We start from the raw sequence: 26,307 nt of genomic DNA on the forward strand, positions 1-26,307 counted from the left end.
TCGAAGAGTACAATAATGATCGTTACCAGTGGGGATTAAATAGGATGACCCCGGTACAATACCGAGGTCACCTGTTAGTTGCATAGGCTCTTTATTAAACTGTCCATATTATGGGTTACAGTTCATTTTTAGATGGCTTTATTTGTATTTTCTCGCAGTAAAAAAGATCCGTTCTGATTGTGAGTGAGGTTCAACGTTTGCAAAATCAGCACTGACTTCCAGCAGGTCAAAACCAGCATCAATCAGCCAGTTTGAATATTGCTGGACTGGATATGTACGTTGAAAATGAAGTTCATCGAAGCGTTCATACGTTCCGGTCCGTTCATCTAAAACGAAAAAGCTTAACTCATGTTCGACACTATTCGGACTGTCTCCAGCGAAGCTATTCCAAATAAAGGATACCTCTTCCTCACTGGAAGCATATGTTTGATTGATAAATAGATGAGCAACTTTAAAAATGGAATGGACATCAAAGATGAGAATTCCATCATTGGCCAAATGCTGATAAACAGTTGAAAAAGTAGAAATGACTTCTTCCTCAGTTTGGAGATAATTAAACGAGTCACAAAAAATACCAATGACATCAAATTCTCCCTGACCTTCCAAGTCAGCCATATTTTGCTGGAAGAACGGGATTCTTACCCCTGCTTCCTCAGCTTTTGCCTGTGCTACTGCTAACATATCCTCAGATAGATCGATACCCGTTACTTGAAAACCGTCTCTGGCTAATCGGACAGATAATTCGCCCGTGCCACATGCCAAATCAAGTAAACGAGTACTTGCAACATTATATTTTACGCACCGATCTTTGACAAACTGGACCCACTCGTCATAGGGTGCATCCTTCATTAGTTCATCATAAAGATAAGCGAATTGTTGATAACTCATGTATTTAACTCACTGAGGATATCTTCCAATGGTGCATCGCCCCATAAACGCTCTAATTTGTAATAGCTTCTTTCATCACGATGAAAGACGTGGGCAACAACATCGCCAAGATCAATTAATATCCATCTGGCTTCATCAAAGCCCTCCAGCCTTTTTACCTCATAACCATGTTCTTGGGCTTTTTCTTTCATTTCTCTTGCAATCGCCTGAACTTGTTTATCGGAATTACCATGACAAATAATAAAGTAATCAGCAATGAGGGAAATCCCCTTCATATTTAAGGCAAGAATGTCTTCCGCTCGTTTGTCATCTGCGGCTTTTACGGCAATTTTTAGTAGTTCATGGTTATCCATTAATCAATCCTCCAGTTTTTTGAGTAGGTCATTGTACGTATAGAATGTATCAGGGTAAACAGTTTGATTCTTTTTCAATAAAAAGATAACGGTGTTTTTGATTGCCATAATTAAGGCTTTATCTAAACTTTCTTTAGCCACCTCTCTTACTTCTTCCACACCTGGAAAATGACGGCCTGGTTCAATGTAATCCGCCAAATATATTATTTTTTCTAGTAAGGTCATTCCTGGTCTTCCTGATGTATGATACCGAATGGCATTTAATACTTCGGAATCGGAAATGCCCGCTTCCTTTTCCACCAAGTACGTACCAGCAGGTGCATGCCACAATTCCGAATTGAAATGAAGTAGATCCTCAGGAAATCCCTGACTAGCAATAATTTCTTTCATTTCATCTTTTGGACGAAATTTTGCATAATCATGAAAAATGGCAGCTAACTCAGCTTTTTGTTCATCTCCGCCATATTGCTTAGCAAGTGCTATCGCTGTCTCGATTACTCCTAAAGTATGCTGATAGCGATGGTCGGTTAATTGTTCCTTAACAAGCTTTAATGCCACTTCACGTTCCATATAAATGCTTCTCCTCTATATATTGAATGACCGGATCAGGCAGTAAATACCGAATGGTCTGTCCGTTTTTTACCCTATCTCGAATCATACTAGATGATACCTCAATTGCTGGGACATCTATGTAATGGACAGGGTACTCCGTTTGACTGCTATATGCCGGTCTTTCTACTCCAACAAATTGGACAAGTTTAATAAGTTCGTCAATTTTATGCCATTTCGGCAGATACTCAATCATATCCGCGCCAATAATAAAGAAAAACTGATGGTCGGAATACTGAGCATTGATCATTTTCATCGTATCGACTGTATAAGAAGGGCCTTGTCTATGAAGTTCAATGGTTTCGACTCTAAATGCATCATTGCCTTGGATGGCTAATTCGAGCATTTGCAGGCGGTCTTCATTTTTGATCGATTCCGATTTTTTCTTATGAGGAGGCTCTTGGTTTGGCATAAACCAAATTTCATCTAGATGAAGGGTGGTAAGAACCTCATTTGCAATTAAAAGATGTCCGTAATGCGGAGGATCAAAAGTTCCTCCCAATATTCCCACCTTCTTCATGCTCTCGACTCCTTATCCTTTCGATTATGGAAGCTTGATTGTTTTCTTTTCGACAGACTCTTTGTATAGGACAATGGTATTCCCGATAAGTTGAACAATTTCTGCTCCAGTGCCCTCAGCTAACTGCTCAGCAACGACTGTTTTATCTTCTTCACAATTTTGCAAAACACTGACTTTAAAAAGTTCCCTTGCTTCCAGTGCATCTGCAATTTGCTTAATCATATTTTCGTTAACTCCCCCTTTACCTACTTGAAAAATAGGATCTAAATGGTGAGCTTTTGACCGTAAGAATCTTTTTTGCTTTCCTGTTAACATGATCTTCCTCCTAGTTGTTTTAACACATTATCTCTCATTCTTTCTACATCTGGGAAATTACCTGTCCATTTTTCAAAAGCAAGAGCTCCTTGATAAACAAACATATCTAATCCGTTTTGGATAATTGCTCCTTTTTGTTGCGCTTCTTTTAAAAATTGTGTTTCAAGCGGATTGTATATGATATCACAAAAGACTGAGTGATTCCTTATATTATTCAAAGAGATTGGCTGCTCATTAATTTTTGGGGACATGCCGATCAAGGTTGTTTGAATAACTAAATCATACTCCCCTATTGTTGCACTTGCCTTTTCAAACGAACAAGCTCTAGATGAAACGGAATATGGACATTCCTTGATTAATCCACTGGCATTCTCGATCGTGCGATTTGCAATGTCCAGTTTCAGAGGTTTTTCCTTTGCCAATGTAAAATAGATAGCTCTCGCTGCTCCGCCCGCTCCGATTATCAGAACTTTTTGACCTTCTATTTGAGGTAATATTGCATTTAACCCTTTTAAAAACCCAGGACCATCTGTGTTATAGCCAATTAATTGACCATTCTCATTTACAACTGTATTGACCGCACCGATCTTGGCGGCTAAATCATCTATACCATCCAGAAAGGGAATGATTTTGCTTTTATGCGGAACTGTAACATTAAATCCACCGACACCCACAGCTTTTAAACCCTTGACAGCATCATGTAAATACTCATCCTTAACATGAAATGGCAGATAGACCGCATCCATGTTATAAAAGGAAAATAAATCATTGAGCATAATTGGCGACATTGAATGTCCGATTGGATCCCCCAAAACAGCAAATAATTTCTTCACCAGTATTCCTCCCACCCATTAAGCATTCTCTATTTATATTAAGGATTTTCTAATTAGTGCTTGTACCCCTTTAGGCACATAGGCCGCAACCTTTGCACCAGGCTCATTTACTGTGATCCATCCTAGGCCCGAGAAAACAATATCAGTTTTTGCTTCTTTAATAATAAATTCCTGTTTCACAAGTTCTGGAAAGGAATCTAATTGATCCATACGAGGTGGGGTCAACATTTCACCCACATGTTTCTCATAAAGTTCATCGGCATTCTCAATTTTTGTCCTGTGAATATTTAATTCATTAGAAACATAACAAACAAATGATCTTCGACCGCCGCTAATATAATCGAAGCGGGCTAAACCGCCGAAGAACAATGTCTGTCCTTCATTTAATTGAAATACCTTAGGCTTGATTTCCTTTTTAGGTGTGATGATTTTTAAATCCCTCTTATCAACAAAATGAGCCATTTGATGATGGTTAATAATACCAGGGGAATCAATTAATGATTTTTCATCATCCAAAGGTATTTTGATAATATCCAAAGTCGTTCCCGGAAAATGGGAGGTGGTAATAACATCTGTTTCACCTGTTACCTCTTTAATGATTCGATTGATGAACGTAGATTTTCCTACATTTGTACAACCCACTACATAGACGTCTTTACCATTTCGATGTTCATCAATGGCCGCCGCGGTTTCTCGAACAAACAACCCCCTTGCTGCACTTACAAGGAATACATCTTCCGGCTTTAATCCAAGTTCTTTTGCCTCATGTTTCATCCAATGAATTAATTTGCTATGTTTCACAGACTTAGGTAACAAATCAACCTTATTTCCAACAAGCAAGACTTTATTACTGCCAACAAATCGATGTAACCCAGGGAGCCAACTGCCATTAAAGTCAAAAATATCGACAATCATAACAATTAAAGCATCTGACTTACCCATTTCATTTAATATTTTCAAGAAATCATCGTCTGTTAAGCTGACATCTTGAACCTCATTGTAATGCTTAAGACGAAAACAGCGCTGGCAAATAATCATTTCTTTTTCCAAGGCCGACGCTGGTGCATATCCTAGTTCCACTGGGTTTTCTGTTTGAACTTTTACTCCGCAACCCATACATAAATGTTGATGTTCACTCACACATTAATCCTCCCATTGAAGCATACCTTTTTTTCGAAACCAATTTAATATTCTTCTTTCGGCAAAACGGTTAAACTTTGTGAAAAAGCCGTCCGTCTGGGCAACAGGGACAACCAGGATGGTATGAAATCCACCCCGGTTCCCGCCAAGGACATCTGTCAGCAACTGATCTCCAATCACTACTGCCTCTTCTTTTTTAATTCCCATTTGAGAAATCGCTTTATGAAAAGCGACTGCAAATGGCTTCCTGGCCCTAAAAATAAACGGGATTTTCAGTGGATCCGAAAAAGCTTTGACTCGTTCTTCATTATTATTGGAAACAATTGTAACGAGAATATTATGTTTTTTAATTTCCTCAAACCATTTAATTAATGGAGGAGTAGCAAAGGGACGGTCCCACTCTACTAACGTATTATCTAAATCCGTAATAATCCCTTTAATACCCTTCGCTCTCAACTCTTGGGGGGATATATCAAGAATGCTTTTGACATGTTCATTCGGTAAAAAATGTTTTAACACTAAGTTTACACCTCATTGAGTTCTGAATACGTTTAAAATTTTTTCATGTACCATCATAACCAATTTTACCCTTTGTTTCAAAGATAAAAGAAATAAGTTTTAAACTTATTATTCATCAAAACATGATAATCCATGATTCATAAATAAAATTGTTGAATTCCATCCAGTCTAAATATATCAAAATTAGACCGTTATTAAAAAACAAAAAAATATTTTTCGACAAATTTCATCATTTCTAAACATTGTGGATAAAGTTATTAACATTATACCCATTGAATCATGCAGTTTTCATGATTTTATAAACAAAGTAATCACAACTTATCCACCAGATTATGTGGATAAATGGAACGATTGTTCTATAGGAATATATTTGGTAGATTTAGGGTACACCAATTGAACATACCATTTTATGTTTATATTTCCTATAATAGAACACTTTATTTTTAAATCGGAGGTGGAGTTTGCCGTGCGGAAACTATCAGATGAATTATTAATCGAGTCATATTTTAAAGCAAGAGAATTAAATTTAAGCCCAGATTTCATTGGACTTATTGAATCAGAAATGCTCCGACGTTCCTTATACCATAAAATAAAAATATCTTCTTAATTAATTCTGGCCCTCACTGGGCTTTTCTTTTTGCATAAATTCTTATGTGCTTGAAGTTGTCCTAATTACAACTTTCTAAAAACCCCAATCTTCTCTCCTACCCTAATCTCTTTTGGGGTATGAATGTTGGAATCCATTTGGAAGATATCTTTTTCAAATAACAGGACAACGGTAGAACCGAAACTAAAGTAAGCCATTTCTCCACCTTTCTCTAATTCAGATCCTTTGTGGGTGGTTTCAATCGAATTAACAAACATAGCTCCAACCTTTACAATTGCCACATGACCATAATCGGTTTTAACTTCAGTTATCACCCGATAATTCTTGGCAAGCGTCCGGACTCCATATTTTAATCCTAACTTATTGACTGGATAGGATTTTGAACCAAGTGTCCATTGCTTGGTGACGATTCCATTTACAGGGCTATGAATTCGATGATAATGACTTGGACTTAAATAAAGAATCATGTATGTACCATGTAGATACTTTGCTAACAACTCGCGATTTCCAAGCATTTCATCAATGGAATATGTCTTGCCTTTGACAAGAATGTCACTCGTCTCTGTAATCAGGCCAACATCTTCAATAACAGCATCAACAGGACTAACAACAGTGTCTTCGATTTTATCAATTACTCTTGCATCCTTTTTCAATGTCCTAACAAATAAATCATGAAGGGTTGGATATTCTGACAAGCCCTTCTCCATTTCTTCTTGTTTCAAATGATAGATCTTAGCGAAGGAAGGGACCATAAAACGACTGACAGAAGAACGAGCAAATCTTCTTAATATACCTGACGTCCACCTTCCATTTGTTAACTCAATCATTAGACGATAAAGACCTTGAATCATTGAACTACCCCCAAATAGTGTAAAAATACTCTTTACGAAAAGACATAAAACGCTTAAAATTAAATATTATAGAATAAATTAACAAAAATAAAATCCCTTTTGGCTTTAAAAAAAGGAGTGATGTGGAGCATGTTTTTGTTGGACGTACTTGATCAAACAATAAAAAAACTTAAATCGCAAACCGCAAATGTTATTACCTTAACAAACTTATCACTGGGAGGATTTGCAATTGTATTTGGGCTTCATGGAAATCTAAGATTAAGCCTGCTGTTAATTTTTATTGCGGCATTGGCTGACCGTTTTGATGGCATGATTGCTCGAAAATTTCATATCGAATCTGAATTAGGTAAGCAATTAGATTCCATGAGTGATATTATATCATTTGGCGTAGCACCTGCACTATTACTATATCAAGGAATTTTACATGAATTTGGCGGGCCTGGTTCATTTTTTACCGTTTTCTACATCGGTTGTGGTGCTTTCAGATTAGCACGCTTCAATATATCGGAAAGCAATGGATACTTTACTGGATTACCCATTACAGCTGCAGGATGCTTAGCGACCCTTAGCTTTTTAGTCATTCCTTATATTCCATCGCAATCATTCTTATTTATAACCATCATTCTATCATTCCTTATGGTAAGTCCATTTAAACTGAAAAAAGTCTAATATTTAAAGTAGAGAGCATTCAGCTGTGCCAAAGCTGGATGCTCTTTTTACAGGCAAGTTAAAGAGCTTTTCAACAAAAAATATTACCGCAAATAAAAATGTTTTTGGACAGACACAATTTCCCTTTTCTTTCATAGGAATTAATAATAGGCCAATGGCCAAAAAAACGGGGGTGAATGTGGATGTCTGGAATCTTAACAGCTCTCGGATATTTAATGAAGGAATTTTTATTTCTTGTTTCCTATGTTAAAAATAATGCCTTTCCTCAACCCCTATCTGCTGCAGAAGAAAGAAAATATCTTCGTTTAATGGCAGAAGGGGATTCACATGCTCGGAATATGTTAATAGAACACAATTTGAGATTGGTCGCGCATATAGTAAAGAAATTTGAGAACACCGGAGAAGACTCGGAAGATTTAATCTCAATTGGAACGATTGGTTTAATCAAGGCAATCGAGAGCTACTCAGAGGGGAAAGGAACAAAGCTGGCAACCTATGCTGCACGCTGTATTGAGAACGAGATTTTGATGCATTTACGAGCTCTTAAAAAAACAAAAAAAGATGTCTCCCTGCATGATCCAATCGGTCAAGATAAAGAAGGAAACGAAATCTCATTAATCGATGTGCTGAAATCAGAATCTGAAGATGTGATTGATACGATTCAGTTGAACATGGAGCTCGAGAAGGTCAAAAAGTATATTGAAGTTCTCGATGATCGAGAAAAGGAAGTCATTGTCGGGCGCTTCGGACTCGACCTGCAAAAAGAAAAAACGCAACGGGAGATTGCCAAAGAACTGGGCATATCAAGAAGCTATGTATCGAGAATTGAGAAACGGGCCTTAATGAAAATGTTCCATGAATTCTACCGGGCTGAAAAAGAGAAAAAGAAAAAATAAAAAAGCGGAAAGAAAATTTAGTAAAAAAAACAGAGCTGTGATCTATTTCAGCTCTGTTTTTCCATTCTGCATTAGATCATTCCATTTAACTCCGCCATCAATGGATTCATATACATCATTCTTATAGGTGGTGAAGGCTATTTGGTTCGGATCTTTTGGATTTACCGCTAAGTATGTAATCGGATTATCATAATCTAAGAATGGAATGGTGAGAATTTTTTGTTCGTCAGTTTCAGGATTGATTGTTTTTAATAAGATTTTTTTGTTTTCAACACTTGAAAATAAAAGTGTATCTCCACTAAATGTAAGTGCCGTCACCATGACTGGAATTGTGATCTGTTTCATCGTATTACCGTTGTCTTTAGAATAATAAATACCTGTCCGTGTAGACATCGCGATGGTATTCCCATTATTCGGATGAACGGCAATCAACCCAAAAGAATCAGCATTAAAATCTTTTAATGCACTTCTTTTCCACGTCTTTCCATTATCTATTGAATAATTTAGACCTTGACCAAGTTTCTTAGTAGGCTCTTCATTAATGACATAGAGACCCTTTCCTGAAAAACTTACTCCTACGAAATGAAAAAGTGACTGTCCGTAAAAGGATAATTTGCTAAGAGTTCGTCCTTTATCATTACTTTGAATCAAACCTAGCGGATCCTTTAGATTTAATCCTTTTTGCGGATGACCACTTGCAATAAAACCCGAGCTTACCGCTTGAAAGCCATAGTATTCATGGTGGTTCGTAGTCGTTTCATACCAATTTTTACTGTTATACATTTTTAAGCCTTCATCTGTCGCTGCATACAAAGCAAAATCATTTCCTGGATAGCCAATCCCAAGAATCTGACCCACATTTAATGATTTAGCCTGAACAATATCATAGGTAATATTTGCTTTCTGTTCCTGTTGTGAATTCTTTTGGTCCTGGCTTGTGTCTTGGCAGCCTGCGGCCACAAGCAGCATGATCCCTGTCAACATGGTAAGAAAGACTTTCATTGTAATCTTCACTTTTTTCCCTCCATACTAAACTATGAGGTATTCATTTATGAATCCTTATCCATCCACTTATACCCCAGTCCCCATACAGTTGTCAAATATTCGTCAACAGGAAATTCTGTTTTCCGTAGTTTATCACGTAAATTCCGAACATGTGAATCAATCGTCCGGTCTTCTGTTGGAGCGGCATATCCCCAAATGGTTGTCAGTAGATGTTCCCGTGTAAATACTATATTCCGATTTTTAAGTAAAAGCGCCAGTAAAGCAAATTCTTTGGGTGTCACTGGTATATGCTGATTCCGATAGGTTACAATGAACGAATCTTCATTCAATGCTAAACCATTAAAATCAATGAATCCTGCATGATCTATTCTTCTTCTTAAAACAGCATCAATTCTCGCTAGTAACTCCTCTTCATCAAATGGTTTTGAAATATAGTCATCCGCACCCATTTTTAACCCCTTAACAATATCACGTTTCTCACTGCGTGCAGTCAGCATGATAATGGGAATGTCCCAGTTTTTTCGAATTTCCTGACATGCTTGCCAGCCGTCCATTTCAGGCATCATCACATCTAAGAGGATAATGTCCGCTCTCTCTGCTTCTAAATATTGAATAGCCTGCTTTGCTGTGGTCATTTTAAGGCAGTTATTCCCCTTGGGAGTTAAATAAAGGGAAAGTAAATCTAACATTCTTGGTTCATTGTCAACGAGCAATATTTTTTTCACAATCTTCCACTCCCGCAAATATAAATCTTAAGTAAATTATACAATACACACCCATAGACAATTATGAAGATAATCGTAATTTATTTCCCATCCCTTTTATTCTTCGGAACGCGTAGTAAATAGAATTTTTCGAAAAATACTTATATAATATTAAAGTACATACATTAAGGGGGTACATAGAATGACAGCCACTCCATATTTGGAAGTTTGGGATCTGGACGTATTTTTTAAAGGAGGAAGTGAGTCCAAAGAATTTGCAGACCACTTAAACCTTACCTCAGAGTTAATTGAGCAATTCCAAGCAAAAGTAAACAACTGTACGCCGCTTAATTATCCAGAAGATTCAAAATACTTGAAAGAGTTACTTGAAGACTTTGAACAAGCTGCTAAAAAGCTTCGGCAAGCAGGTGCTTTCGTTGGATGTTTGCAGGCACAAAATACCGACGACAAGAAAGCATATAACCTGGAAGCGAAAGTAACAAGTTTAAGTGCTGCTTTTCAATCAGCTCTTAGTAAGTTTGATAGTTCATTGACAACAATTACGGATGAAGTTTGGATAGATCTTCTAGCTGATGAACAACTACAAGTACTTACTTACATATTAACGGAACGGCGTGAACGTGCAAAAGATAAGCTCTCTAAGGAAGAAGAAGCATTAATAAGTGTACTTGGTGTTGATGGTTATCATAGCTGGGGGCAGTTGTACGATCTCATCGTTGGAAAAATAAAAATCTCTTTTAACGAAAATGGAGAAGAGAAACTGCTATCTGTCGGGCAGGCCTTCAACAAATTTTCAAGTCACGACCGGGATGTCCGCACAGCGATTTTTAGGAATTGGGAAAAAGCTTGGGGAGAGCAGGCTGATCTTTTAGCCAAAACACTTAATCACCTTTCTGGTTTTCGTTTAAATGTTTACCAGAAAAGAGGCTGGGAAGATATATTGAAAGAGCCGCTCAGCATTAACCGCATGGAAAAGGGCACTCTGGAAACGATGTGGGCAGTTATTTCAGAAAATAAACAAATGCTTGTAAAGTATTTGGAGCGGAAAGCCTCGCTCTTAGGACTTAAAAAATTGAGTTGGTATGATTTAGACGCCCCTTATGGAAAAACGGCTTCAAAGGTCTCCTATCAAGCGGGTGCTAAATTTATCGAACAGAACTTCGCAGTCTTTGGAGAGAAAATGGCTTCCTTTGCCCGAAAGGCATTTGAGGAGCAATGGATTGAGGTGGAAGATCGACCTGGAAAAGCACCGGGCGGCTTTTGTACATTCTTTCCAGAAAGTAATCAATCCCGAATCTTCATGACTTATTCAGGCACACCTTCAAACGTGTCAACCTTAGCGCATGAACTCGGTCATGGGTTCCATACTTTTGCTATGAAGGGTGTCCATCATCTCAATCGCAATTATGCAATGAATGTTGCCGAAACGGCTTCAACCTTTGCTGAAATGATTGTTGCGGATGCAGCAGTGAAAAATGCGAAGGATGAAAAAGAAAAGCTCGTCCTTCTAGATGACAAAATCCAAAGAACTGTGGCCTTATTGATGAATATCCATGCCCGCTTCCTATTTGAAACACGGTTTTATGTGGAAAGAAAACAAGGACCTGTGACAGTGGAACGTTTGAATGAGTTAATGCTGGAGGCCCAAAAAGAGGCCTATAGCGATGCTTTAGAAGAGTACCACCCATTATTCTGGGCTTCGAAACTGCACTTCTTTATTACCGGTGTTCCGTTTTATAATTTCCCATATACATTTGGTTTTCTTTTTTCACTTGGTATCTATGCTCAAGCGTTAGAGGAGGGCAAAGGATATGAAGAAAAGTACATTGCCTTGTTAAGGGATACAGCCTCGATGTCTGTGGAAGACCTTGCAAAGAAACATTTACAAGTGGATTTAACTCAACCTGAATTCTGGGGGAAGGCTGTTCGAATTTGCCTTGATGATATTGAAGAATTCTTGAAATTAACAGATAAATAAGTAGAAAAAATGAAAGCATCGACCAATTAATTGGCCGATGCTTATATTTTATTCTACACTCAGTTCAGCTGAAATTACGCAGCCGATTGCTGCAGTAATGACGATAGCCATCACAACCATGAACATACTCTCCACCCCTTAGATAGATCCTGTTCTTTCTAATTTGAATTTATCATATTTTCACTGTACCTATCTGAAGGAAAATCGAACATTTTGTTAACAAACACTTACTGCTAATAGCAATTATTATTTACTCATGATGTCATTATGAACTTTTTTCTTTGATTTAAAGAATAGCGACAATAATAAGATATGCAGCGGCATCTTGTTACCTCCTAATTTTGATTCGTAGCTAGGTGGTATCCTTCATAACCCAGAAACTAGCACCCCGACCTTGCATTCGTAAAAACAACATATATAAAACCACCTTTCTTCTGTTTAGATTTTTTACTTATTACATACAACGGAACACGGATGCTTGACGGTCTTTGTTTTGTTCATAAAGCTTCTCAACCATTTCTTGATGAATAGCTTCTTCTGTACTTACTTTTCGTTTCTTAATTGTAATTGAAAAGAAGATAATATTGAGTGTCATTTCGGTTCACTTCCTTTATTTCAATAATTTAAATTAATTTAATATTCCCCATTACATATAACGGTACATCGCCATTTGCCTATCCTTGTTTTGCTCATAAAGCTTTTCAACCATTTCCTGGTTGGCCGCTTCTTGTAGACTGATCTCACGTTTTTTTAATGTAATTGAGAAGAAGAAAATATTAAGTGTCATTTCGGTTCACTTCCCTTATTTCACAATTTAGTTTAATTTTCCGATTACATAGATCGGTAAATTGCAATTTGCTTATCTTTGTTTTGCTCATAAAGCTTTTCAACCATTTCCTGGTTGGCCGCTTCTTGAAGACTGATTTCACGTTTTTTAAATGTAATGGTGAAGAAGAAAATATTTAGGGTCACGTGTTCCCACCTCCTTTAAATGATCTTTACATCTCTAGTCGCAACAAATTTAATTTATGCTGTACATATCCAAAATGCTCGTAAAAAGGGCACAAAAAGGCCGCAGAAGATTATCCCCTGCGGCTCAGTTATTTTTAGGCACAAAAATACCGCAAGAGGTCATTCTCCCTGCGGCATGGATATGTATGGTAACTTAACTTAAAAACTTAAAATTAAGCAATCCATTCCATTCGGGTCGAATGTTTGATATTGATATATTTAGTTGTAGATGCTGCCATCTTGCCAGTTAGTGCTGTGTACTTGCCAATTAATGCTAACATCATTTTCTTCGACCTCCTTTTGGAATAATTTACTTACTACGGTAATTATATCCACACACCAATACTTTGTAAACCATTTTAACAGAAATTTTTAAAATTAATTTAAACGCCTAAAAAACAAAATGGGTGTCAGGCACCATGTGAAGAATTCACATGGTGCCTGACACCTTAGGTGTTATGATTTCAATGCATTGTTTAAATCCTCAATGAGGTCTTCTGCGTCTTCTAGGCCCACTGAGATTCTTACTAGGCCATCTGTGATTCCAAGTTCTGCTCTTCGTTCTGCTGGTATGGAAGCATGTGTCATTCTTGCTGGAACTGATATCAAGCTTTCGACTGCTCCAAGGCTTTCTGCCAGTGTAAAATATTTGACCTTACTTAGTAATTTGTCAGCATTTTCGGCACTTCCAACATCAAATGAAACCATACCGCCAAAACCTCTTGTTTGCTTTTTAGCGATTTGATGATTTGGATGTGTTTCAAGTCCAGGGTAATAAACTTTTTTCACATTTTCGTGCCCTTGTAAAAATTCAACAATAGCTTTTGTGTTAGCTTCCATCTCTTCCAAGCGAACCCCTAATGTTCGAATTCCCCGGATTAACAGATAGGAATCTTGTGGACCTAAGATCCCTCCGGTCGAATTTTGAACAAAATGAAGATCTTCCGCTAGCTTTTCACTATTCACTACCGCTAAACCTGCTACGACATCACTGTGGCCGCCTAGATATTTTGTGGCACTATGCACAACGATATCCGCACCAAGTTCGATTGGATTTTGCCAATAAGGTGTTGAAAAAGTGTTATCGACAATCGTTAATAGGTTATGCTCTTTCGCAAGCTTCGCTACTGCCTCAATATCGGTAATCTTTAGCAGCGGGTTTGTAGGTGTTTCTAAATGGATCGCTTTCGTATTTGGTCTAATGGCACTTAAGATATTCTCTGGTTTACTTGTATCAACAAAAGTAGAATCAATTCCTAGGCGATTCAATACTTTGGTCATAACACGGAACGAGCCGCCGTACACATCATCTGTTAAAATCACATGATCTCCACTGTTAAACAGCATCATCACTGCTGTCATTGCTGCCATTCCAGAGCCAAAAGCAAATCCTGCTTTGCCACCTTCAAGCTCTTTGATCAATTCCTCAAGCGCATGCCTTGTTGGATTTCCAGTACGAGAATACTCATATCCCTTATGTCCGCCCACACCTTCTTGTTTATACGTACTTACTTGATATATCGGAAAGGTTACCGCTCCTGTTGCTGGGTCATTACTTATGCCGCCATGAATCAATTGTGTTTTTCTTTTCAAGCTAAATTCCTCCTTCAAAAATCTTCTTGCTTAAGTATCGTTCACTTCCGTCAGGGAAGATAATCACAATATTAGTGCCCGGCTTGGCCGTCTCCGCCTCTTTAAGTGCAGCATGAAAAGCCGCACCCGAAGAACTGCCCACAAGTAAGCCTTCCTTCATAGCTAATTCCTTTACAAGTCCAAAAGCAGACTTATCCGGTACTGTATGAATCGCATCAAAGTAGGCTGGATCCATATATCCTGGCAAAAATTCCATTCCAATTCCTTCAGTCATATGGGGACCTGATTCTCCACCGTTTAGAATAGACCCCTCCGGCTCAACAATGACCGTTTTCACTGCTTGCTTTTGATCCTTTAAGTAACGAGCAGTCCCCATAAAGGTCCCTCCTGTTCCTGCTCCGGCAACAAAGATATCAATTTGACCGTCCATTTGATCCCAGAGTTCCGGGCCAAGTGTTTTATAATACGTTTCCGGATTTGCAGGATTGCCAAATTGCTGCGGACAATATGAACCAGGGATTTCCTTCAGAAGCTGCTCAGCCTTGGCAATAGCACCTTTCATCCCCTGATCAGTAGGAGTGTGAACGATTTTTGCTCCTAGTGCTTTCATTAAATCTTGCTTTTCTATGCTAAACTTCTCAGGTACACAAACAATCACCTGTACTCCTTTGTTTATAGCAGCAAGCGCTAAACCAATCCCGGTATTCCCTGCAGTAGGCTCGATTAGGGTCCCACCTGGCTTCAATTTTCCAGTAGTAAACGCTTCCTGTAATAATTCGATTCCAAGGCGGTCTTTTACACTGCCACCTGGATTCATAAATTCCAATTTTGCAAAAAGACGAACGCCTTCAGGTACTTGAAAGGTTGAAATCTCGACAATCGGTGTATGCCCAATTAGCTCATGTACATTTTTGTAAACCTTCATGTCTTCACCTCTATGATCGTAAAGCTGCCACCATTTTCATCACAAGCGTTGCAGAATTAGTTGCCGCTTTATCAATAAATTGATCAAACGAAAGTTCGGATTCTTTTCCTGCTATATCTGAAAGGGAGCGAATAATCACGAAAGGAACGCCAAATCGATGGGCCACTTGCGCGATCGCAGCTGCTTCCATTTCGACAGCTTGCAGGTCTTTAAATTTCGAACGGACAAAATCAACGCGGACCGGGTCTTCCATAAATGAATCACCTGTGACAATTAGGCCTTTGACGATTTGGAAATTATCTAGTTCTTGTGCGGCAGTTTCGGCAGCCGATATTAATTTTTCATCTGCAATAAATGCAGCTGGAAGCTGCGGTACTTGACCATATTCATATCCAAATGCGGTTACATCTACATCATGGTGTCGGACCTCTGTTGAAATCACCGCATCCCCTACATTTAGTGAAGGATTAAAGCCACCTGCAGAACCGGTATTGATGATGCAATCAGGCTTATATTTTTCAAGCAGAATAGTAGTTGACATAGCTGCATTAACTTTACCAATCCCAGAGCGAAGCAATATGACATCCGCCTCATGCATTTTCCCAAAAGTAAATTCACATCCGGCGATGGATTCCTGTGTTTGATCCTCGATATTGTCTCTAAGTAACGTTACTTCTTCTTCCATTGCTCCGATGATTGCAATTTTCATATTTTGACCTCTTTCTTAATTATTTACGCCCTCAAATAAACATGTTGCTAAGGGTCGTAACAATTTCTGCTCATAATCTTCCTCGGATTCATATATCGTATCCGCAAACCCTATTCTACCTCTTTTGAAAAAAGCATGCCACAAAGAGCTGACTTCCTCTCTTGTATCCGTCTAGGTTTAATAACCAATCCTATAAGTATACTATGAATTAGAGAAAAACCTGTTCCCAATTTATCATAATTAACAAGGTTCTACACAATTTTATTGAGAGTATGCCATGAAAAGGCTAAAATATTAGCTAGTAGGAAGGTGATTTTATGAATTTTCAATTTGACCTAATAGAGGATAAAGTAGAGTTTTTCGAAGCCACTAATCTAAAGACTTTGCAGAAAAAGATAGAGTCTCAAATTGACGAAAATCGAGCAATACTGCTGTCCGTTCATTCCGTATCCCACCAAATGCATGTGATCGAAAATGGTCAAACATACTTTACCGCAGTCGTCCATTTTAAAAAGAAGTAAAACCATGCAAAAAAACCTCTCGTTATGATCGAGAGGTTTTACAATATCATTACTGGTTAATTTCAGCAAGCTCTTCTACCTTTGTTGGTTTCCAACCTTGGCCATCAACCCACTGAATATACACATTGTACTTTTGCTGTTTATCCTTTGAAGCAACTGTTGCAAACGATCCATTTGTTGTCGATCTATCTCTTCCCAGCCAATACACGGTCATATTACCTTGATCTAAACCAGTAGCATAGGAAATGGCATTCAACATTTCCTGCCAGTCAACAGATGATTGATCATAAACAGCTGTATGCTCGCCTGCTTGCGTTGTGCCAACTGGTTGCCATGATGGATTCTCGGTGACTTTAGTCACATTACCATTCCCGGTTCCTTCTGTTACCACTTCCTGTGATTTATCGGCTTCCTCTGGTACCGATGCATCATCCGTTGTTTTAGAATCCTCTGTGGCTGCAGTCTCTTCACTTTGTTGATCATCTTCGGCTGCAGCATCAGTGACACTGTCATTTTCAGTAGAGGTGACTTCTTCTGTCTTTTTCTGCTCTGTTTCCTTTTTTTCTTTTTGCTCTGTTTTAGTGGTTTCTTTTTTCGGTGAAGCATTGTCATTTCCAGTTGCAAAAATATTGTATGCTACAAAAATTATGAGCAGGAGCACAACGATGATTAAACTATTTAAGACGATATTGGTCTTTTTTCTTTTCGCACGATAACCTGAACGCGAATTAGTCAATTATATTCCCTCCTAAAATAAATATACAGTGGCTCTTCATGGTACTGGAGCCATCATTTATAGACTCTCAATATTCTAACATGATTTTAAGAGAACTTGAAGGAAAAACCTTTTCCTATTGCATCCCATGATCTTTTTTATACAATATTTTAACCATATCAGCAAATAACAAATTAACCCCGCCTTCCGAATCGACGACATCCAAATTCACTGCAACAAGGACATATTTGGGATTTTCATAAGGGAAATAACCTGCAAACCATTTATTATGGAGCTGCTGTCCAGCCTGAAATTTTCCTGTTTCTGCCGTACCTGATTTCCCTGCTACTTCGTAGGGTAAGTCCTTAAACCATCTTCCCGTTCCGTTCGGGTTCATTACTACTTCACGCAGTAATCTTTGTAGTTTCATCGCGGTATAGGGGGAGATGTGATCACCCTTTAGGTTCTCTTTTGGAAAATCAACCATCGTTGTCCCGTTCTTATACTCTATTTTTGAAACGGCTCTAACCATTGTCTTTACTCCACCTCTTGCGATGGTTGCCATCATATTTGCGACAGCTAGCGGGGTTGCCCGCACCTCATGCTGTCCAATTCCAGACATTGCGGCAAAATTTGCATCCTTTCTCGCGTCATCAGAAAGAAACACTCTGCCTTTATCTTCATCAGCAAGTTGCTTGAAGTCATTTGTATGATAAATATCTCCTTGCCAGCCTACCGAACCAATGAGCGACAATTTTGCGGCATAATCCTCTAGGAGATGCGGATTCATTTTTTGTAATTCAGCTGCTAGTTCACCGAATGTCCGATTACAGCTTCTCGCAAAGCTATTTGTAAAATCCAACATCCCATAATTATATTTTAATTCAGGTTTTCCATTGATTTTTTTACTACAATCAAACAAACGCGTAGCATTATCAAGCCCATGATCAATGGCAGCAGCTGCGACAACCGTTTTGAAAACGGAACCCATGATCTGCTGCTTTAACATCATATTTGTCATTCCACTACCATTGTATGGGTCATTTTTATTGATAGTAGGCCTCGAAACAAGGGAGAGGATACTATTATCCTGAATATTAAGGAGAACGAGGCCCCCTTTTTTGATTTGATACTGGTCAACTAAATCCTCCGCTTTTTGCTGCAGAGTCCTATCAAGGGTTGTCCGAATATTAACTGGATAAAAAGGATTGGCAGGATCGACATATTTAACATTAATACCAAACAGCGGTGCTCCGCCTCCATCGACGTGATAAACGAGCTTTGACTTTCCTTCAGGGATAAGGAACTCGTCAAAGCTTTCCTCCAGCCCTGACACACCAATCAAGGTTTTCTCCGCTAATTCCTTATCCGGATAACGTTTTTTTAATTCATTTGCATTTTCTCCTGTTAGCCCAATCAATTGTTCCGCCGGTATTTCTGATCGTTCAAACTTCTTCTCAATGGCAAAGACTCCAGGAATTTTTAAACCATTGATTCGATCCTTTTGTGAAGTGGTAAGTTCAAATGGTTCAGGGTCGCCATAGGCAAATGGCTTTTTCGCCCCATCCACGGCATGTTTAAGAACATGTACTGGAATACCAGAAATGGATGAAACCTTGTCAGCATCCCAGTCCATCTTTTTTAAAAAAGGAAAAAGAACTAGAACTGACACCTTTTTATGCGTAAGCATGGTACCGTTTCGGTCTAAAAAATTTCCTCTCCCATTATCAATAACTAGTTCTTGTGTCCTTTGTTTCACACTTTCTTCTAGTAAATTTACGTTATGTTTAGAAAAGGTCTCCGTCTCTATTAACTGAATTTGCATTAATCGTCCTAAAAGTAACAGAAACCCGGTAATAGAAATAATGAGCCACACAATAGCTCGTTTTCGCCACATAAAAAAACACCTCGTCAAAAGTTTTGACGAGGTTTACTTATTTCAATCAATTATTCACATGAAAGACCAAAAATAGTTATAAGTACAATTATTTAATACTTACAATTCGAACGCTCATTTCACCGCCAGGGGTTTGAACGGACACTTGATCGCCTACTTTTTTACCTAATAGGCTTTTGGCGATTGGTGAGTCATTTGAGATTTTCCCTTCAAATGGATCAGCTTCAGCGCTTCCAACAATGGAATACGTTTCTTCATCCCCATCTGGCAGTTCAACAAACGTAACTTGACTACCTAATGTAACAGAGTCGCTAGCCATAGCAGCCTCTGCAATAATCTTGGCATTGCGGATCATATTTTCTAAAGTTGTAATACGTCCTTCAACAAAAGCCTGTTCTTCTTTCGCAGAATCGTACTCAGAGTTTTCAGATAAATCTCCGAAACTTCTCGCAATTTTAATTCTTTCGACCACTTCTTTACGTTTCACTGATTTTAAGTATTCAAGTTCTTGGATAAGTTTTTCTTTACCTGCTTGCGTCATCGGAAATACTTTCTCTGTAGCCAAAACCCTCACTCCTTCTAGTCCTTAAGAATTGTGTATGTACTTTATGTAATACTATGCTATTCAGCACAATAGATAGTAGCGCGTCCTCTTTTAAAAGGGCGCGCGACAGAAATATTTCTCCAGTCTGAATTTATAATTTTAGACTATTCTTTTGCTATTGTTTCATAAAAATGACTTTTGTTCAAGAATTGTTTGAATTTTTGTGACCATTAAATCGATTGCCACATGGTTATGGCCGCCTTCAGGGATAATGATATCTGCATATCGCTTAGTTGGCTCGATAAATTGATTATGCATAGGACGCACAACATTGAGATATTGCTCTATAACGGAATCAAATGTCCGCCCGCGCTCGCTAATATCGCGAGTCAGACGGCGAATGATTCGTAAATCCGCATCGGTATCGACGTACAATTTAATGTCCATTAAATTCCGGAGCCGTTCGTCCTCAAGTACTAGGATTCCCTCCAAAATGATAACATCTTTCGGTGCCACAGGGATGACTTTGTCTGACCGTGTATGAATGGAATAGTCATAAACAGGTTTTTCGATTGTTTCATATCGTAAAAGTTTTTCAATATGTTCAATCAGTAAATCATTATCAAAAGCCAGAGGATGATCATAATTGGTTTTCAATCGTTCCTCATATGGTAAATTACTCTGGTCCTTATAATAATAATCCTGTTCAAGTACTAAAATGGAATGATCTTTCAACGTTTCATAAATGGATTTTGTTACACTGGTTTTTCCGGAGCCGGAGCCGCCGGTTACACCAATAACAACCGGTTTGCGGGTCATGCTAGTTCTCCTTTCGCATCATGTTGTTAGGGTAGACCGGTTTGTCCAATTTAAATTGTACAATTTGAAGTGGATGTCTTGCAGCATCCAGTTCATTACCTTTTTCATCCCATATATTATCAATTACATGTGTAAAGTTTTGAATTTCTGGTCCAAAAAATTCGACTTCGTCACCAGGTTTAAAATGGTTGCGCTGCTGGAGTGTAACCATTTGAGTTTCATGATTATAATCTAATACAAGACCTACAAATTCAAAATTTGTCTTCTTGCTATGATTACCAAACATTTGCTCTTTATACCCAGGAACACCTTCAAAAAATGCTGGTGCTGTTTCACGATTCGCACACTTATCAAGCTCTGTTAACCATTCCTTTTTAATGACAAAGTTCTCAGGATCGGCGCAATAGGCATCGATTACCTTACGATAAACGCTGACAACTGTTGCAATATAATGGATTGATTTCATCCGGCCTTCAATTTTTAAACTATCGATACCTAGTTCAATCATTTGCGGGATAGCTTGAATTAAGTTAAGATCTTTCGGGCTCATTGCAAATGGAGCGTCTCCTTCTTCATAAAGAGCCACTTCTGTATTGCTGCCTTCAAGTTGGTAAAGATCATAATCCCAGCGGCATGATTGACAGCAGCCACCACGGTTAGAATCCCTTGCCGTCATATGGTTGCTTAATGTGCAACGGCCAGAATAAGCGATACACATTGCACCATGAATAAAGGTTTCAATCTCCACATCAACTTTTTCTTTCATTTCTCTAATTTCTTCAGCACTTACCTCACGTGCTAAAACAACGCGTTCTGCCCCGGACTCTTTCCAGAACTGGGCTGCTTTCCAGTTAGAAAGTGATTGCTGTGTACTAATATGAATTTCAATCTCCGGTGCAAGACGGCGGCAGGTTTCAATAATTAACGGGTCTGCAACAATAATTCCTGCAATCCCTGTTTCCTTCAAGCCAAGGATATACTCCTCTAAACCATCCATATTTTCATTATGGGCAAAAATATTGGTCGTTACATAAATCTTTGCCCCATATTCTCTCGCAAACTCTACCCCTTCTTTCATTTCTTCGAAGGTAAAGTTATCTGCATTAGATCGAAGTCCATATTCCTGTCCACCGATAAACACCGCATCTGCACCATAATGGACAGCAATTTTTAATTTTTCAAGATTTCCAGCTGGAGCAAGGAGTTCCGGCTTCTTAACAATGACACGTTTTCCGTCGATAATTTCAGAAATCTTATCTTTAACTGTATTCATAGTTGAACCCCCTCCTTAATAAACTGTCTCTTTGAAAAAGAATCCTGTATCTAATAAACGATTTTCCGGCTGAATGGCTTCAATTTCAGCTAATAGTTCGTCCTTTTTATCTTCATAAGCATCTGGATCTTCGCTGAACAAATCAATCGCAGCACGGTAAGCCTTAGTAACAGCAAGAATATATTCTGAGCTTTTTAAAATTCCATCTATTTTAAATGAGTCTACTCCCGCTTCAAGCATCTCTTGCAGTTCATCAATGATACACATATCATTTGGACTCATGATATGTGTTCCATTTTCATCTTCAAAAATAGGATATTTATTTTCACGCTCTTTATCATGAAGGAACATGTTTTTTCCCATTTTTCGATTTTCGATTTCCAATACTTTTCCTTGGTATTCGTAATAATTCCCTAACAAGGAGCGTTTTGATTGGAACATACAGCTCATCCCATGAACTTGAACTTCGATTTCCACTTCTGCATTTTCTTTCGTTTCAATAATAGCGTCCATATTGATTTCTCGTGCTAATACCGCTCTTTTAGCACCTTTTTTACCCCAATAGTTGCATGTAAACCAGTTGGTACCAGTTGTCTCAGTACTCCAATGCATTTTCATATCTGGTGCAATTTCTCTTACGGTCATTAATACGGCCGGATCACCGAAAATAATCGCATCTGCCTTAGCGTCCGAGACAAATTTAATATAGCCATCCAATTCATCAATTTTCTCATTATGAAAAATTGCATTCATAGCCACATAAACTTTTTTACATTTTGAATGTGCTAGTTCAATAGCCTTTTGAACATCTTGACGAGTAAATTCTCCAGCAAGTCGTAAGCCGTAGCGTTGTTCACCGACCACAAACGCATCTGCACCTGCATCAATTAATGGCAAGATATCATTGACTGTTAAGGGAGTTACAAGTAATTCTGGTTTTTTCATTTTCTCTCACCTCTTCTTTTGCTTATAGCAACCCCATCCCCTACGGGTAGAATGACAGAATCATAATCAGGATGGCTCATTATCCAGTGGTTAAATTCATCAATTTTTTTAACAAGATTACGAATTCTCTTAGTTTCAATTTCCTGTTCTGCAACCAAACCTTTAAATAAAACATTATCCGTAATGATCATGCCATCATCTTTAAGATATTTAGCATACATCTCGAAAAACTTTTTATATTGACCTTTTGCAGCATCTATAAAAATGGCGTCGAATAAGGCATGTTCTTTAACAACATCTTCAACTTCTAGCGCATCACCTTTAATTAAAGTAATTTGATGACTGTGCTCCGAACGTTGAATAAATTGTTCAGCCGCCTCGATCCGTTCAAGATCACGTTCGATTGTAACAATATCGGCATGTGGCAGCGCATTGGCCATCCGTAATGCTGAATAACCAATCGCTGTTCCGACCTCAAGTATTCGATCTGAACGGTGAATCCGCAATAATTGAAGCATGGTTTCTATGCCCGACAGTTCCATAATAGGGACATGATGCACACTCGCATAATTCTCCATTTCTGTTAATAACGGATTTCGCTCAGAAATAAGACCTTCAATATAAGAATGCAGCTTTTCATTTAACAAGCTGCCCTCACCTCTATCCTTAAATAAGAATTGCATCGAAGATAGCAATTCTCTAAGTAAAATACTTTTATTATCTCTAACCAAAATGGTCTTTAGACATGAAAAAATAGCGTTCACAGTAATCTTTAGCATTAACGGGCAATTTTCCCGTCATCATGCATTCCAAGCAGCAGCTGCTTAGGTTACCTTTACTGTGAGTTACGCTATGGATCATTTATTAAACACTTGAATTATTTTATCATAAAACATCCGCAAGTTTCAATACAAAAACGAGGGAAAAGATGTTCCCCTCGTTTAAACCATTATTTTTTACTAGTAATATGCTTTGCTTTTTCTTTATTATGTTCTTCAAGTGTTTTTGTAAAAATAACATCTCCGTCCGCAGTAGCTAGAAAGTAATAAAAGTCTGTGTCCGCAGGTTCAAGTGATGCTTCAATTGAAGACTTTCCGGCACTCGCAATTGGACCAGGGGGTAAACCAGTATTTTGGTATGTGTTATATGGAGAATCCACTTCTAGATCCTTGTATAATACCCTGGCCTTGTGTTTCCCTTGCGCATAAAGAACGGTTGGATCTGTTTGGAGCATCATTCCCTTTTTGATGCGGTTATAAAAAACACTTGCGATTGTTTTACGGTCAGCTTTTTCCGTTGCTTCCTCTTCTACTAATGAGGCCATAGTCAATAGTTGATGAACGGAAAGCTTTTTCTTTTCACTTTTTTCTGCATATCCAGATAAAACTGTCCTTGTTTTCGTAAGCATTGCAGCAACCATTTCCTCAACAGACGGATTCTTTTTGTAAAAAGGATAGGTTGCAGGGTATAAATAACCTTCAAGCGGATATTTAACCGACGAATTTAGGATTTCTTCTGTTAATATATCAGGGTACTTAGCCATTAGTGTTTTAATAAATTCTTTGTCGTTTAATTTAATAAACACATCATTTTCATTCTGTTTAGTTGCTTTTGCCATTATCGCAGCAATTTCCTTCAGTTGTCTTCCTTCAGGAATCGTTATTTTAAAACTGGCTTGCGCCAGTACTTTTCCAGTTTTTAGGCGGCTGACGATTTCAGGGACATCCATAGAAGGACTTAGTTGATACTCGCCTGCCATAAATCCAGCTTCATTTTTTAACTTGACATAATATTTAAAAACCTTTGCACTTTTTATGATCCCTTTTGATTCTAATCTTTCAGCAATCCCTGTTACGGATGAACCCATCGGAATATCTACCTGTTTTAATTTCTTACTATCGGCGTCCACAGGCTTAAGCGCTGATTCAATATAGAAATATCCTCCGCCACTAATTAAGACAATAAATAATAGCAATAAAACAGTAATAATTAAAACGATCTTTCTGACAACTTTTGCTTCCTTTTGGTGTTCAAGCATTTTTTTGCGAATAACATCTTTTTTTGTATCTGTTTTCTCTGTTGTCATATGACTCCCCCTTCCCTATAGACCATGGAATGATTGACTAGGTTGGTAATATACTAATGTATTTCAAAAAAATAGACATCTTAATTATTTCAGCACATAGTAAGAAAAATGTCAATTTATCAATAAAATTGTCAGATGTTATCAGAAAAAGGTTCTGTTTAACTTGCTTGTTGATTTCCTCTACAGGCGCTTCGCTCCAATCAACATAGTGCCAAATCAACAATGAAACATAGCAAAAAAAAACCGGCCAATGAATCAGCCGGTTTATCCTATTCTATTCTTCGTCTTCTTGATCCTCGTTGAAGGTATTAAAAACTTCTTCAACCATATCCCATTCTTCTTCGGTTTCAATTTGCATTAACGGACCATATCCGCCGTCTTCTGTAGGAATATAGGCGTAGACGTGAATGTCGACATCCTCTTCTTCATCATCAAAAGAGCCTACTGGATAAAAGAATACATATGATTTTTCGAACTCTTCAGAATCAAAAGTAAAAAGTACTTCATGTAATTGCTCATTACCATTTTCGTCTACAAGTGTTATAAATTGATCTTCTTCATGTTCATGGTCGTGTTCGTTTACCATTTCTTCACCTCATTAATTTTTACTATCTAGATAGCCTTGCAGAATCATGACTGCTGCCATCTTATCAATTACTTTTTTCCGTTTTTTCCGACTTACGTCGGCTTCAAGTAAAACGCGCTCTGCTGCCATTGTTGTAAGACGCTCGTCCCATAAGATAGCAGGGACTGCAAATCTTTGTTCAACTTCAGTTGCGTATTGCATACTCGCTTCTGCACGCGGTCCAATTGTCCCGTTCATGTTTTTCGGCAGGCCGATGACAACTTTCTCTACTTGATACTCTTTTATTAATTGACCAATTTCCTCAAAACCAAACTCATTTTTTTCTTCATTGATTTTGAGAGTGGTGAGGCCCTGTGCAGTCCAGCCAAATTCATCGCTTAACGCAACACCGACTGTCTTCGTGCCTACATCTAATCCCAATACGCGCATTCATTAACCCTCTCGCTGTTGTTTAAGATAGGACTTTACTAATTCCTCAATAATTTCATCACGTTCAAGCTTGCGAATAATATTGCGGGCATCACGATGACGAGGAATATAGGCGGGGTCTCCTGATAATAGATAACCAACGATTTGGTTGATCGGATTGTAGCCTTTTTCCTGCAAAGCTTCATACACCTGAAGAAGAACATCGTTTATATCATGTTCAAATGGTTCTTCAGGAAAATTAAATCGCATCGTTTTGTCAAATGAGCTCATTGCATGCACCTCGCTTTTTATTAGAGGAGAAATGTTCTAATGTCTAGCTACAGCGCCTAGGAAAAAATGAACTACT

33 protein-coding genes are annotated in these 26,307 nt (G+C 38.2%); 5 read left to right on the forward strand and 28 right to left on the reverse strand.

Annotated elements, in window-relative coordinates; all coding sequences use genetic code 11:
- Nucleotides 1–138: 138 nt before the first annotated feature.
- From KW850_RS11555 to KW850_RS11590, 8 genes are read right to left on the reverse strand one after another with little or no spacing between them, the layout of a single operon-like run.
- Nucleotides 139–888 (reverse strand): class I SAM-dependent DNA methyltransferase, encoded by a 750-nt coding sequence (locus KW850_RS11555; protein WP_218347729.1) that lies wholly within the window; start codon nt 886–888, stop codon nt 139–141.
- Nucleotides 885–1,241 carry a ribosome silencing factor gene (gene rsfS / locus KW850_RS11560; protein WP_218347730.1) on the reverse strand — a complete coding sequence of 119 codons (357 nt, stop codon included), beginning with the start codon at nt 1,239–1,241 and terminating at the stop codon, nt 885–887. Before rsfS ends, KW850_RS11555 begins: the two co-directional genes overlap by 4 nt.
- Nucleotides 1,242–1,244: 3 nt before the next feature.
- Nucleotides 1,245–1,811 carry a bis(5'-nucleosyl)-tetraphosphatase (symmetrical) YqeK gene (gene yqeK / locus KW850_RS11565; protein ID WP_218347731.1) on the reverse strand — a complete coding sequence of 189 codons (567 nt, stop codon included), beginning with the start codon at nt 1,809–1,811 and terminating at the stop codon, nt 1,245–1,247.
- The gene (locus KW850_RS11570; RefSeq protein ID WP_218347732.1) at nt 1,801–2,370 is read right to left on the reverse strand and encodes a nicotinate-nucleotide adenylyltransferase; all 570 of its coding nucleotides are present in this window, start codon (nt 2,368–2,370) and stop codon (nt 1,801–1,803) included. The genes yqeK and KW850_RS11570 overlap by 11 nt, the downstream gene beginning before the upstream one ends.
- Before the next feature lie 24 nt (nt 2,371–2,394).
- Nucleotides 2,395–2,685, reverse strand: a complete 291-nt coding sequence (yhbY, locus tag KW850_RS11575) for a ribosome assembly RNA-binding protein YhbY (protein WP_218347733.1) — start codon at nt 2,683–2,685, stop codon at nt 2,395–2,397.
- A complete protein-coding gene (aroE, locus tag KW850_RS11580) occupies nt 2,679–3,518 on the reverse strand; it encodes a shikimate dehydrogenase (protein WP_218347734.1) in 840 nt (279 codons plus the stop codon). Before aroE ends, yhbY begins: the two co-directional genes overlap by 7 nt.
- 33 nt (nt 3,519–3,551) lie before the next feature.
- Nucleotides 3,552–4,658 carry a ribosome biogenesis GTPase YqeH gene (gene yqeH / locus KW850_RS11585; protein ID WP_218347735.1) on the reverse strand — a complete coding sequence of 369 codons (1,107 nt, stop codon included), beginning with the start codon at nt 4,656–4,658 and terminating at the stop codon, nt 3,552–3,554.
- Nucleotides 4,659–4,661: 3 nt separating this feature from the next.
- On the reverse strand, nt 4,662–5,177 hold the full coding sequence (locus KW850_RS11590) for a YqeG family HAD IIIA-type phosphatase (RefSeq protein ID WP_218347736.1): 516 nt from the start codon (nt 5,175–5,177) through the stop codon (nt 4,662–4,664).
- Between the two features lie 466 nt (nt 5,178–5,643).
- On the opposite strand from KW850_RS11590, the gene KW850_RS11595 reads away from it, so the two are divergent.
- Nucleotides 5,644–5,784, forward strand: a complete 141-nt coding sequence (locus KW850_RS11595; protein WP_088089055.1) for a sporulation histidine kinase inhibitor Sda — start codon at nt 5,644–5,646, stop codon at nt 5,782–5,784.
- Between the two features lie 65 nt (nt 5,785–5,849).
- Here KW850_RS11595 and KW850_RS11600 read toward each other — a convergent pair whose 3' ends face one another.
- On the reverse strand, nt 5,850–6,635 hold the full coding sequence (locus tag KW850_RS11600; RefSeq protein WP_218347738.1) for a phosphatidylserine decarboxylase: 786 nt from the start codon (nt 6,633–6,635) through the stop codon (nt 5,850–5,852).
- Nucleotides 6,636–6,764: 129 nt separating this feature from the next.
- On the opposite strand from KW850_RS11600, the gene pssA reads away from it, so the two are divergent.
- Both pssA and sigK read left to right on the forward strand, forming a co-directional pair.
- Nucleotides 6,765–7,304, forward strand: a complete 540-nt coding sequence (pssA, locus tag KW850_RS11605; RefSeq protein WP_218347739.1) for a CDP-diacylglycerol--serine O-phosphatidyltransferase — start codon at nt 6,765–6,767, stop codon at nt 7,302–7,304.
- Nucleotides 7,305–7,486: 182 nt separating this feature from the next.
- Entirely contained in the window at nt 7,487–8,200 is a 714-nt protein-coding gene (gene sigK / locus KW850_RS11610) for an RNA polymerase sporulation sigma factor SigK (protein WP_026563502.1), read from the forward strand.
- 42 nt (nt 8,201–8,242) lie between these two features.
- On the opposite strand, the gene KW850_RS11615 is transcribed toward sigK, so the two are convergent.
- Together KW850_RS11615 and KW850_RS11620 are read right to left on the reverse strand one after the other, a co-directional pair.
- Nucleotides 8,243–9,214, reverse strand: coding sequence for a F510_1955 family glycosylhydrolase (locus KW850_RS11615; protein ID WP_218347740.1), 972 nt, complete (start codon nt 9,212–9,214; stop codon nt 8,243–8,245).
- Nucleotides 9,215–9,249: 35 nt separating this feature from the next.
- On the reverse strand, nt 9,250–9,930 hold the full coding sequence (locus tag KW850_RS11620; protein ID WP_218347741.1) for a response regulator transcription factor: 681 nt from the start codon (nt 9,928–9,930) through the stop codon (nt 9,250–9,252).
- A gap of 181 nt (nt 9,931–10,111) precedes the next feature.
- Between KW850_RS11620 and KW850_RS11625 the strand changes: the two genes are divergently transcribed.
- Nucleotides 10,112–11,908 carry a M3 family oligoendopeptidase gene (locus tag KW850_RS11625; protein ID WP_218347742.1) on the forward strand — a complete coding sequence of 599 codons (1,797 nt, stop codon included), beginning with the start codon at nt 10,112–10,114 and terminating at the stop codon, nt 11,906–11,908.
- Between the two features lie 454 nt (nt 11,909–12,362).
- Here the strand turns inward: KW850_RS11625 and KW850_RS11630 are convergent, their stop codons facing one another.
- The 6 genes from KW850_RS11630 to mtnN all read right to left on the reverse strand — a co-directional run bounded on the left by KW850_RS11630 (nt 12,363) and on the right by mtnN (nt 16,146).
- The gene (locus KW850_RS11630; RefSeq protein WP_218347743.1) at nt 12,363–12,503 is read right to left on the reverse strand and encodes a YrzI family small protein; all 141 of its coding nucleotides are present in this window, start codon (nt 12,501–12,503) and stop codon (nt 12,363–12,365) included.
- Between the two features lie 51 nt (nt 12,504–12,554).
- Nucleotides 12,555–12,695, reverse strand: coding sequence for a YrzI family small protein (locus KW850_RS11635; protein WP_218347744.1), 141 nt, complete (start codon nt 12,693–12,695; stop codon nt 12,555–12,557).
- Nucleotides 12,696–12,739: 44 nt separating this feature from the next.
- Entirely contained in the window at nt 12,740–12,880 is a 141-nt protein-coding gene (locus KW850_RS11640; protein ID WP_218347745.1) for a YrzI family small protein, read from the reverse strand.
- Nucleotides 12,881–13,375: 495 nt separating this feature from the next.
- The gene (locus KW850_RS11645; RefSeq protein WP_218347746.1) at nt 13,376–14,512 is read right to left on the reverse strand and encodes a bifunctional cystathionine gamma-lyase/homocysteine desulfhydrase; all 1,137 of its coding nucleotides are present in this window, start codon (nt 14,510–14,512) and stop codon (nt 13,376–13,378) included.
- Nucleotide 14,513: 1 nt separating this feature from the next.
- Nucleotides 14,514–15,437 (reverse strand): PLP-dependent cysteine synthase family protein, encoded by a 924-nt coding sequence (locus KW850_RS11650; protein WP_218347747.1) that lies wholly within the window; start codon nt 15,435–15,437, stop codon nt 14,514–14,516.
- A gap of 10 nt (nt 15,438–15,447) precedes the next feature.
- Nucleotides 15,448–16,146, reverse strand: a complete 699-nt coding sequence (mtnN, locus tag KW850_RS11655) for a 5'-methylthioadenosine/S-adenosylhomocysteine nucleosidase (protein ID WP_218347748.1) — start codon at nt 16,144–16,146, stop codon at nt 15,448–15,450.
- A 317-nt stretch (nt 16,147–16,463) separates the two neighbouring features.
- Here mtnN and KW850_RS11660 point away from each other — a divergent pair, with 317 nt between their 5' ends.
- Complete coding sequence (locus tag KW850_RS11660; protein WP_218347749.1) at nt 16,464–16,667, forward strand: DUF2536 family protein; 204 nt, start codon at nt 16,464–16,466, stop codon at nt 16,665–16,667.
- 49 nt (nt 16,668–16,716) lie between these two features.
- On the opposite strand, the gene KW850_RS11665 is transcribed toward KW850_RS11660, so the two are convergent.
- The 11 genes from KW850_RS11665 to KW850_RS11715 all read right to left on the reverse strand — a co-directional run bounded on the left by KW850_RS11665 (nt 16,717) and on the right by KW850_RS11715 (nt 26,231).
- Entirely contained in the window at nt 16,717–17,403 is a 687-nt protein-coding gene (locus tag KW850_RS11665; protein WP_218347750.1) for a YrrS family protein, read from the reverse strand.
- A gap of 115 nt (nt 17,404–17,518) precedes the next feature.
- Nucleotides 17,519–19,279, reverse strand: a complete 1,761-nt coding sequence (locus KW850_RS11670) for a peptidoglycan D,D-transpeptidase FtsI family protein (protein WP_218347751.1) — start codon at nt 19,277–19,279, stop codon at nt 17,519–17,521.
- 88 nt (nt 19,280–19,367) lie between these two features.
- On the reverse strand, nt 19,368–19,844 hold the full coding sequence (gene greA, locus KW850_RS11675; protein WP_218347752.1) for a transcription elongation factor GreA: 477 nt from the start codon (nt 19,842–19,844) through the stop codon (nt 19,368–19,370).
- Between the two features lie 162 nt (nt 19,845–20,006).
- Entirely contained in the window at nt 20,007–20,642 is a 636-nt protein-coding gene (gene udk, locus KW850_RS11680) for a uridine kinase (protein ID WP_218347753.1), read from the reverse strand.
- A 1-nt stretch (nt 20,643) separates the two neighbouring features.
- The gene (locus KW850_RS11685) at nt 20,644–21,915 is read right to left on the reverse strand and encodes a peptidase U32 family protein (RefSeq protein WP_218347754.1); all 1,272 of its coding nucleotides are present in this window, start codon (nt 21,913–21,915) and stop codon (nt 20,644–20,646) included.
- Nucleotides 21,916–21,930: 15 nt separating this feature from the next.
- Entirely contained in the window at nt 21,931–22,860 is a 930-nt protein-coding gene (locus tag KW850_RS11690; RefSeq protein WP_218347755.1) for a peptidase U32 family protein, read from the reverse strand.
- The gene (locus KW850_RS11695) at nt 22,857–23,507 is read right to left on the reverse strand and encodes an O-methyltransferase (RefSeq protein ID WP_218347919.1); all 651 of its coding nucleotides are present in this window, start codon (nt 23,505–23,507) and stop codon (nt 22,857–22,859) included. Before KW850_RS11695 ends, KW850_RS11690 begins: the two co-directional genes overlap by 4 nt.
- Nucleotides 23,508–23,809: 302 nt before the next feature.
- The gene (gene mltG, locus KW850_RS11700; protein ID WP_218347756.1) at nt 23,810–24,946 is read right to left on the reverse strand and encodes an endolytic transglycosylase MltG; all 1,137 of its coding nucleotides are present in this window, start codon (nt 24,944–24,946) and stop codon (nt 23,810–23,812) included.
- Nucleotides 24,947–25,220: 274 nt separating this feature from the next.
- Nucleotides 25,221–25,532, reverse strand: a complete 312-nt coding sequence (locus KW850_RS11705) for a DUF1292 domain-containing protein (RefSeq protein WP_218347757.1) — start codon at nt 25,530–25,532, stop codon at nt 25,221–25,223.
- A 12-nt stretch (nt 25,533–25,544) separates the two neighbouring features.
- Nucleotides 25,545–25,961 carry a Holliday junction resolvase RuvX gene (ruvX, locus tag KW850_RS11710; protein WP_218347758.1) on the reverse strand — a complete coding sequence of 139 codons (417 nt, stop codon included), beginning with the start codon at nt 25,959–25,961 and terminating at the stop codon, nt 25,545–25,547.
- A gap of 3 nt (nt 25,962–25,964) precedes the next feature.
- Nucleotides 25,965–26,231 carry an IreB family regulatory phosphoprotein gene (locus KW850_RS11715; protein WP_066257787.1) on the reverse strand — a complete coding sequence of 89 codons (267 nt, stop codon included), beginning with the start codon at nt 26,229–26,231 and terminating at the stop codon, nt 25,965–25,967.
- Between the last annotated feature and the right edge of the window lie 76 nt (nt 26,232–26,307).

The organism is Bacillus sp. sid0103, from assembly GCF_019219025.1.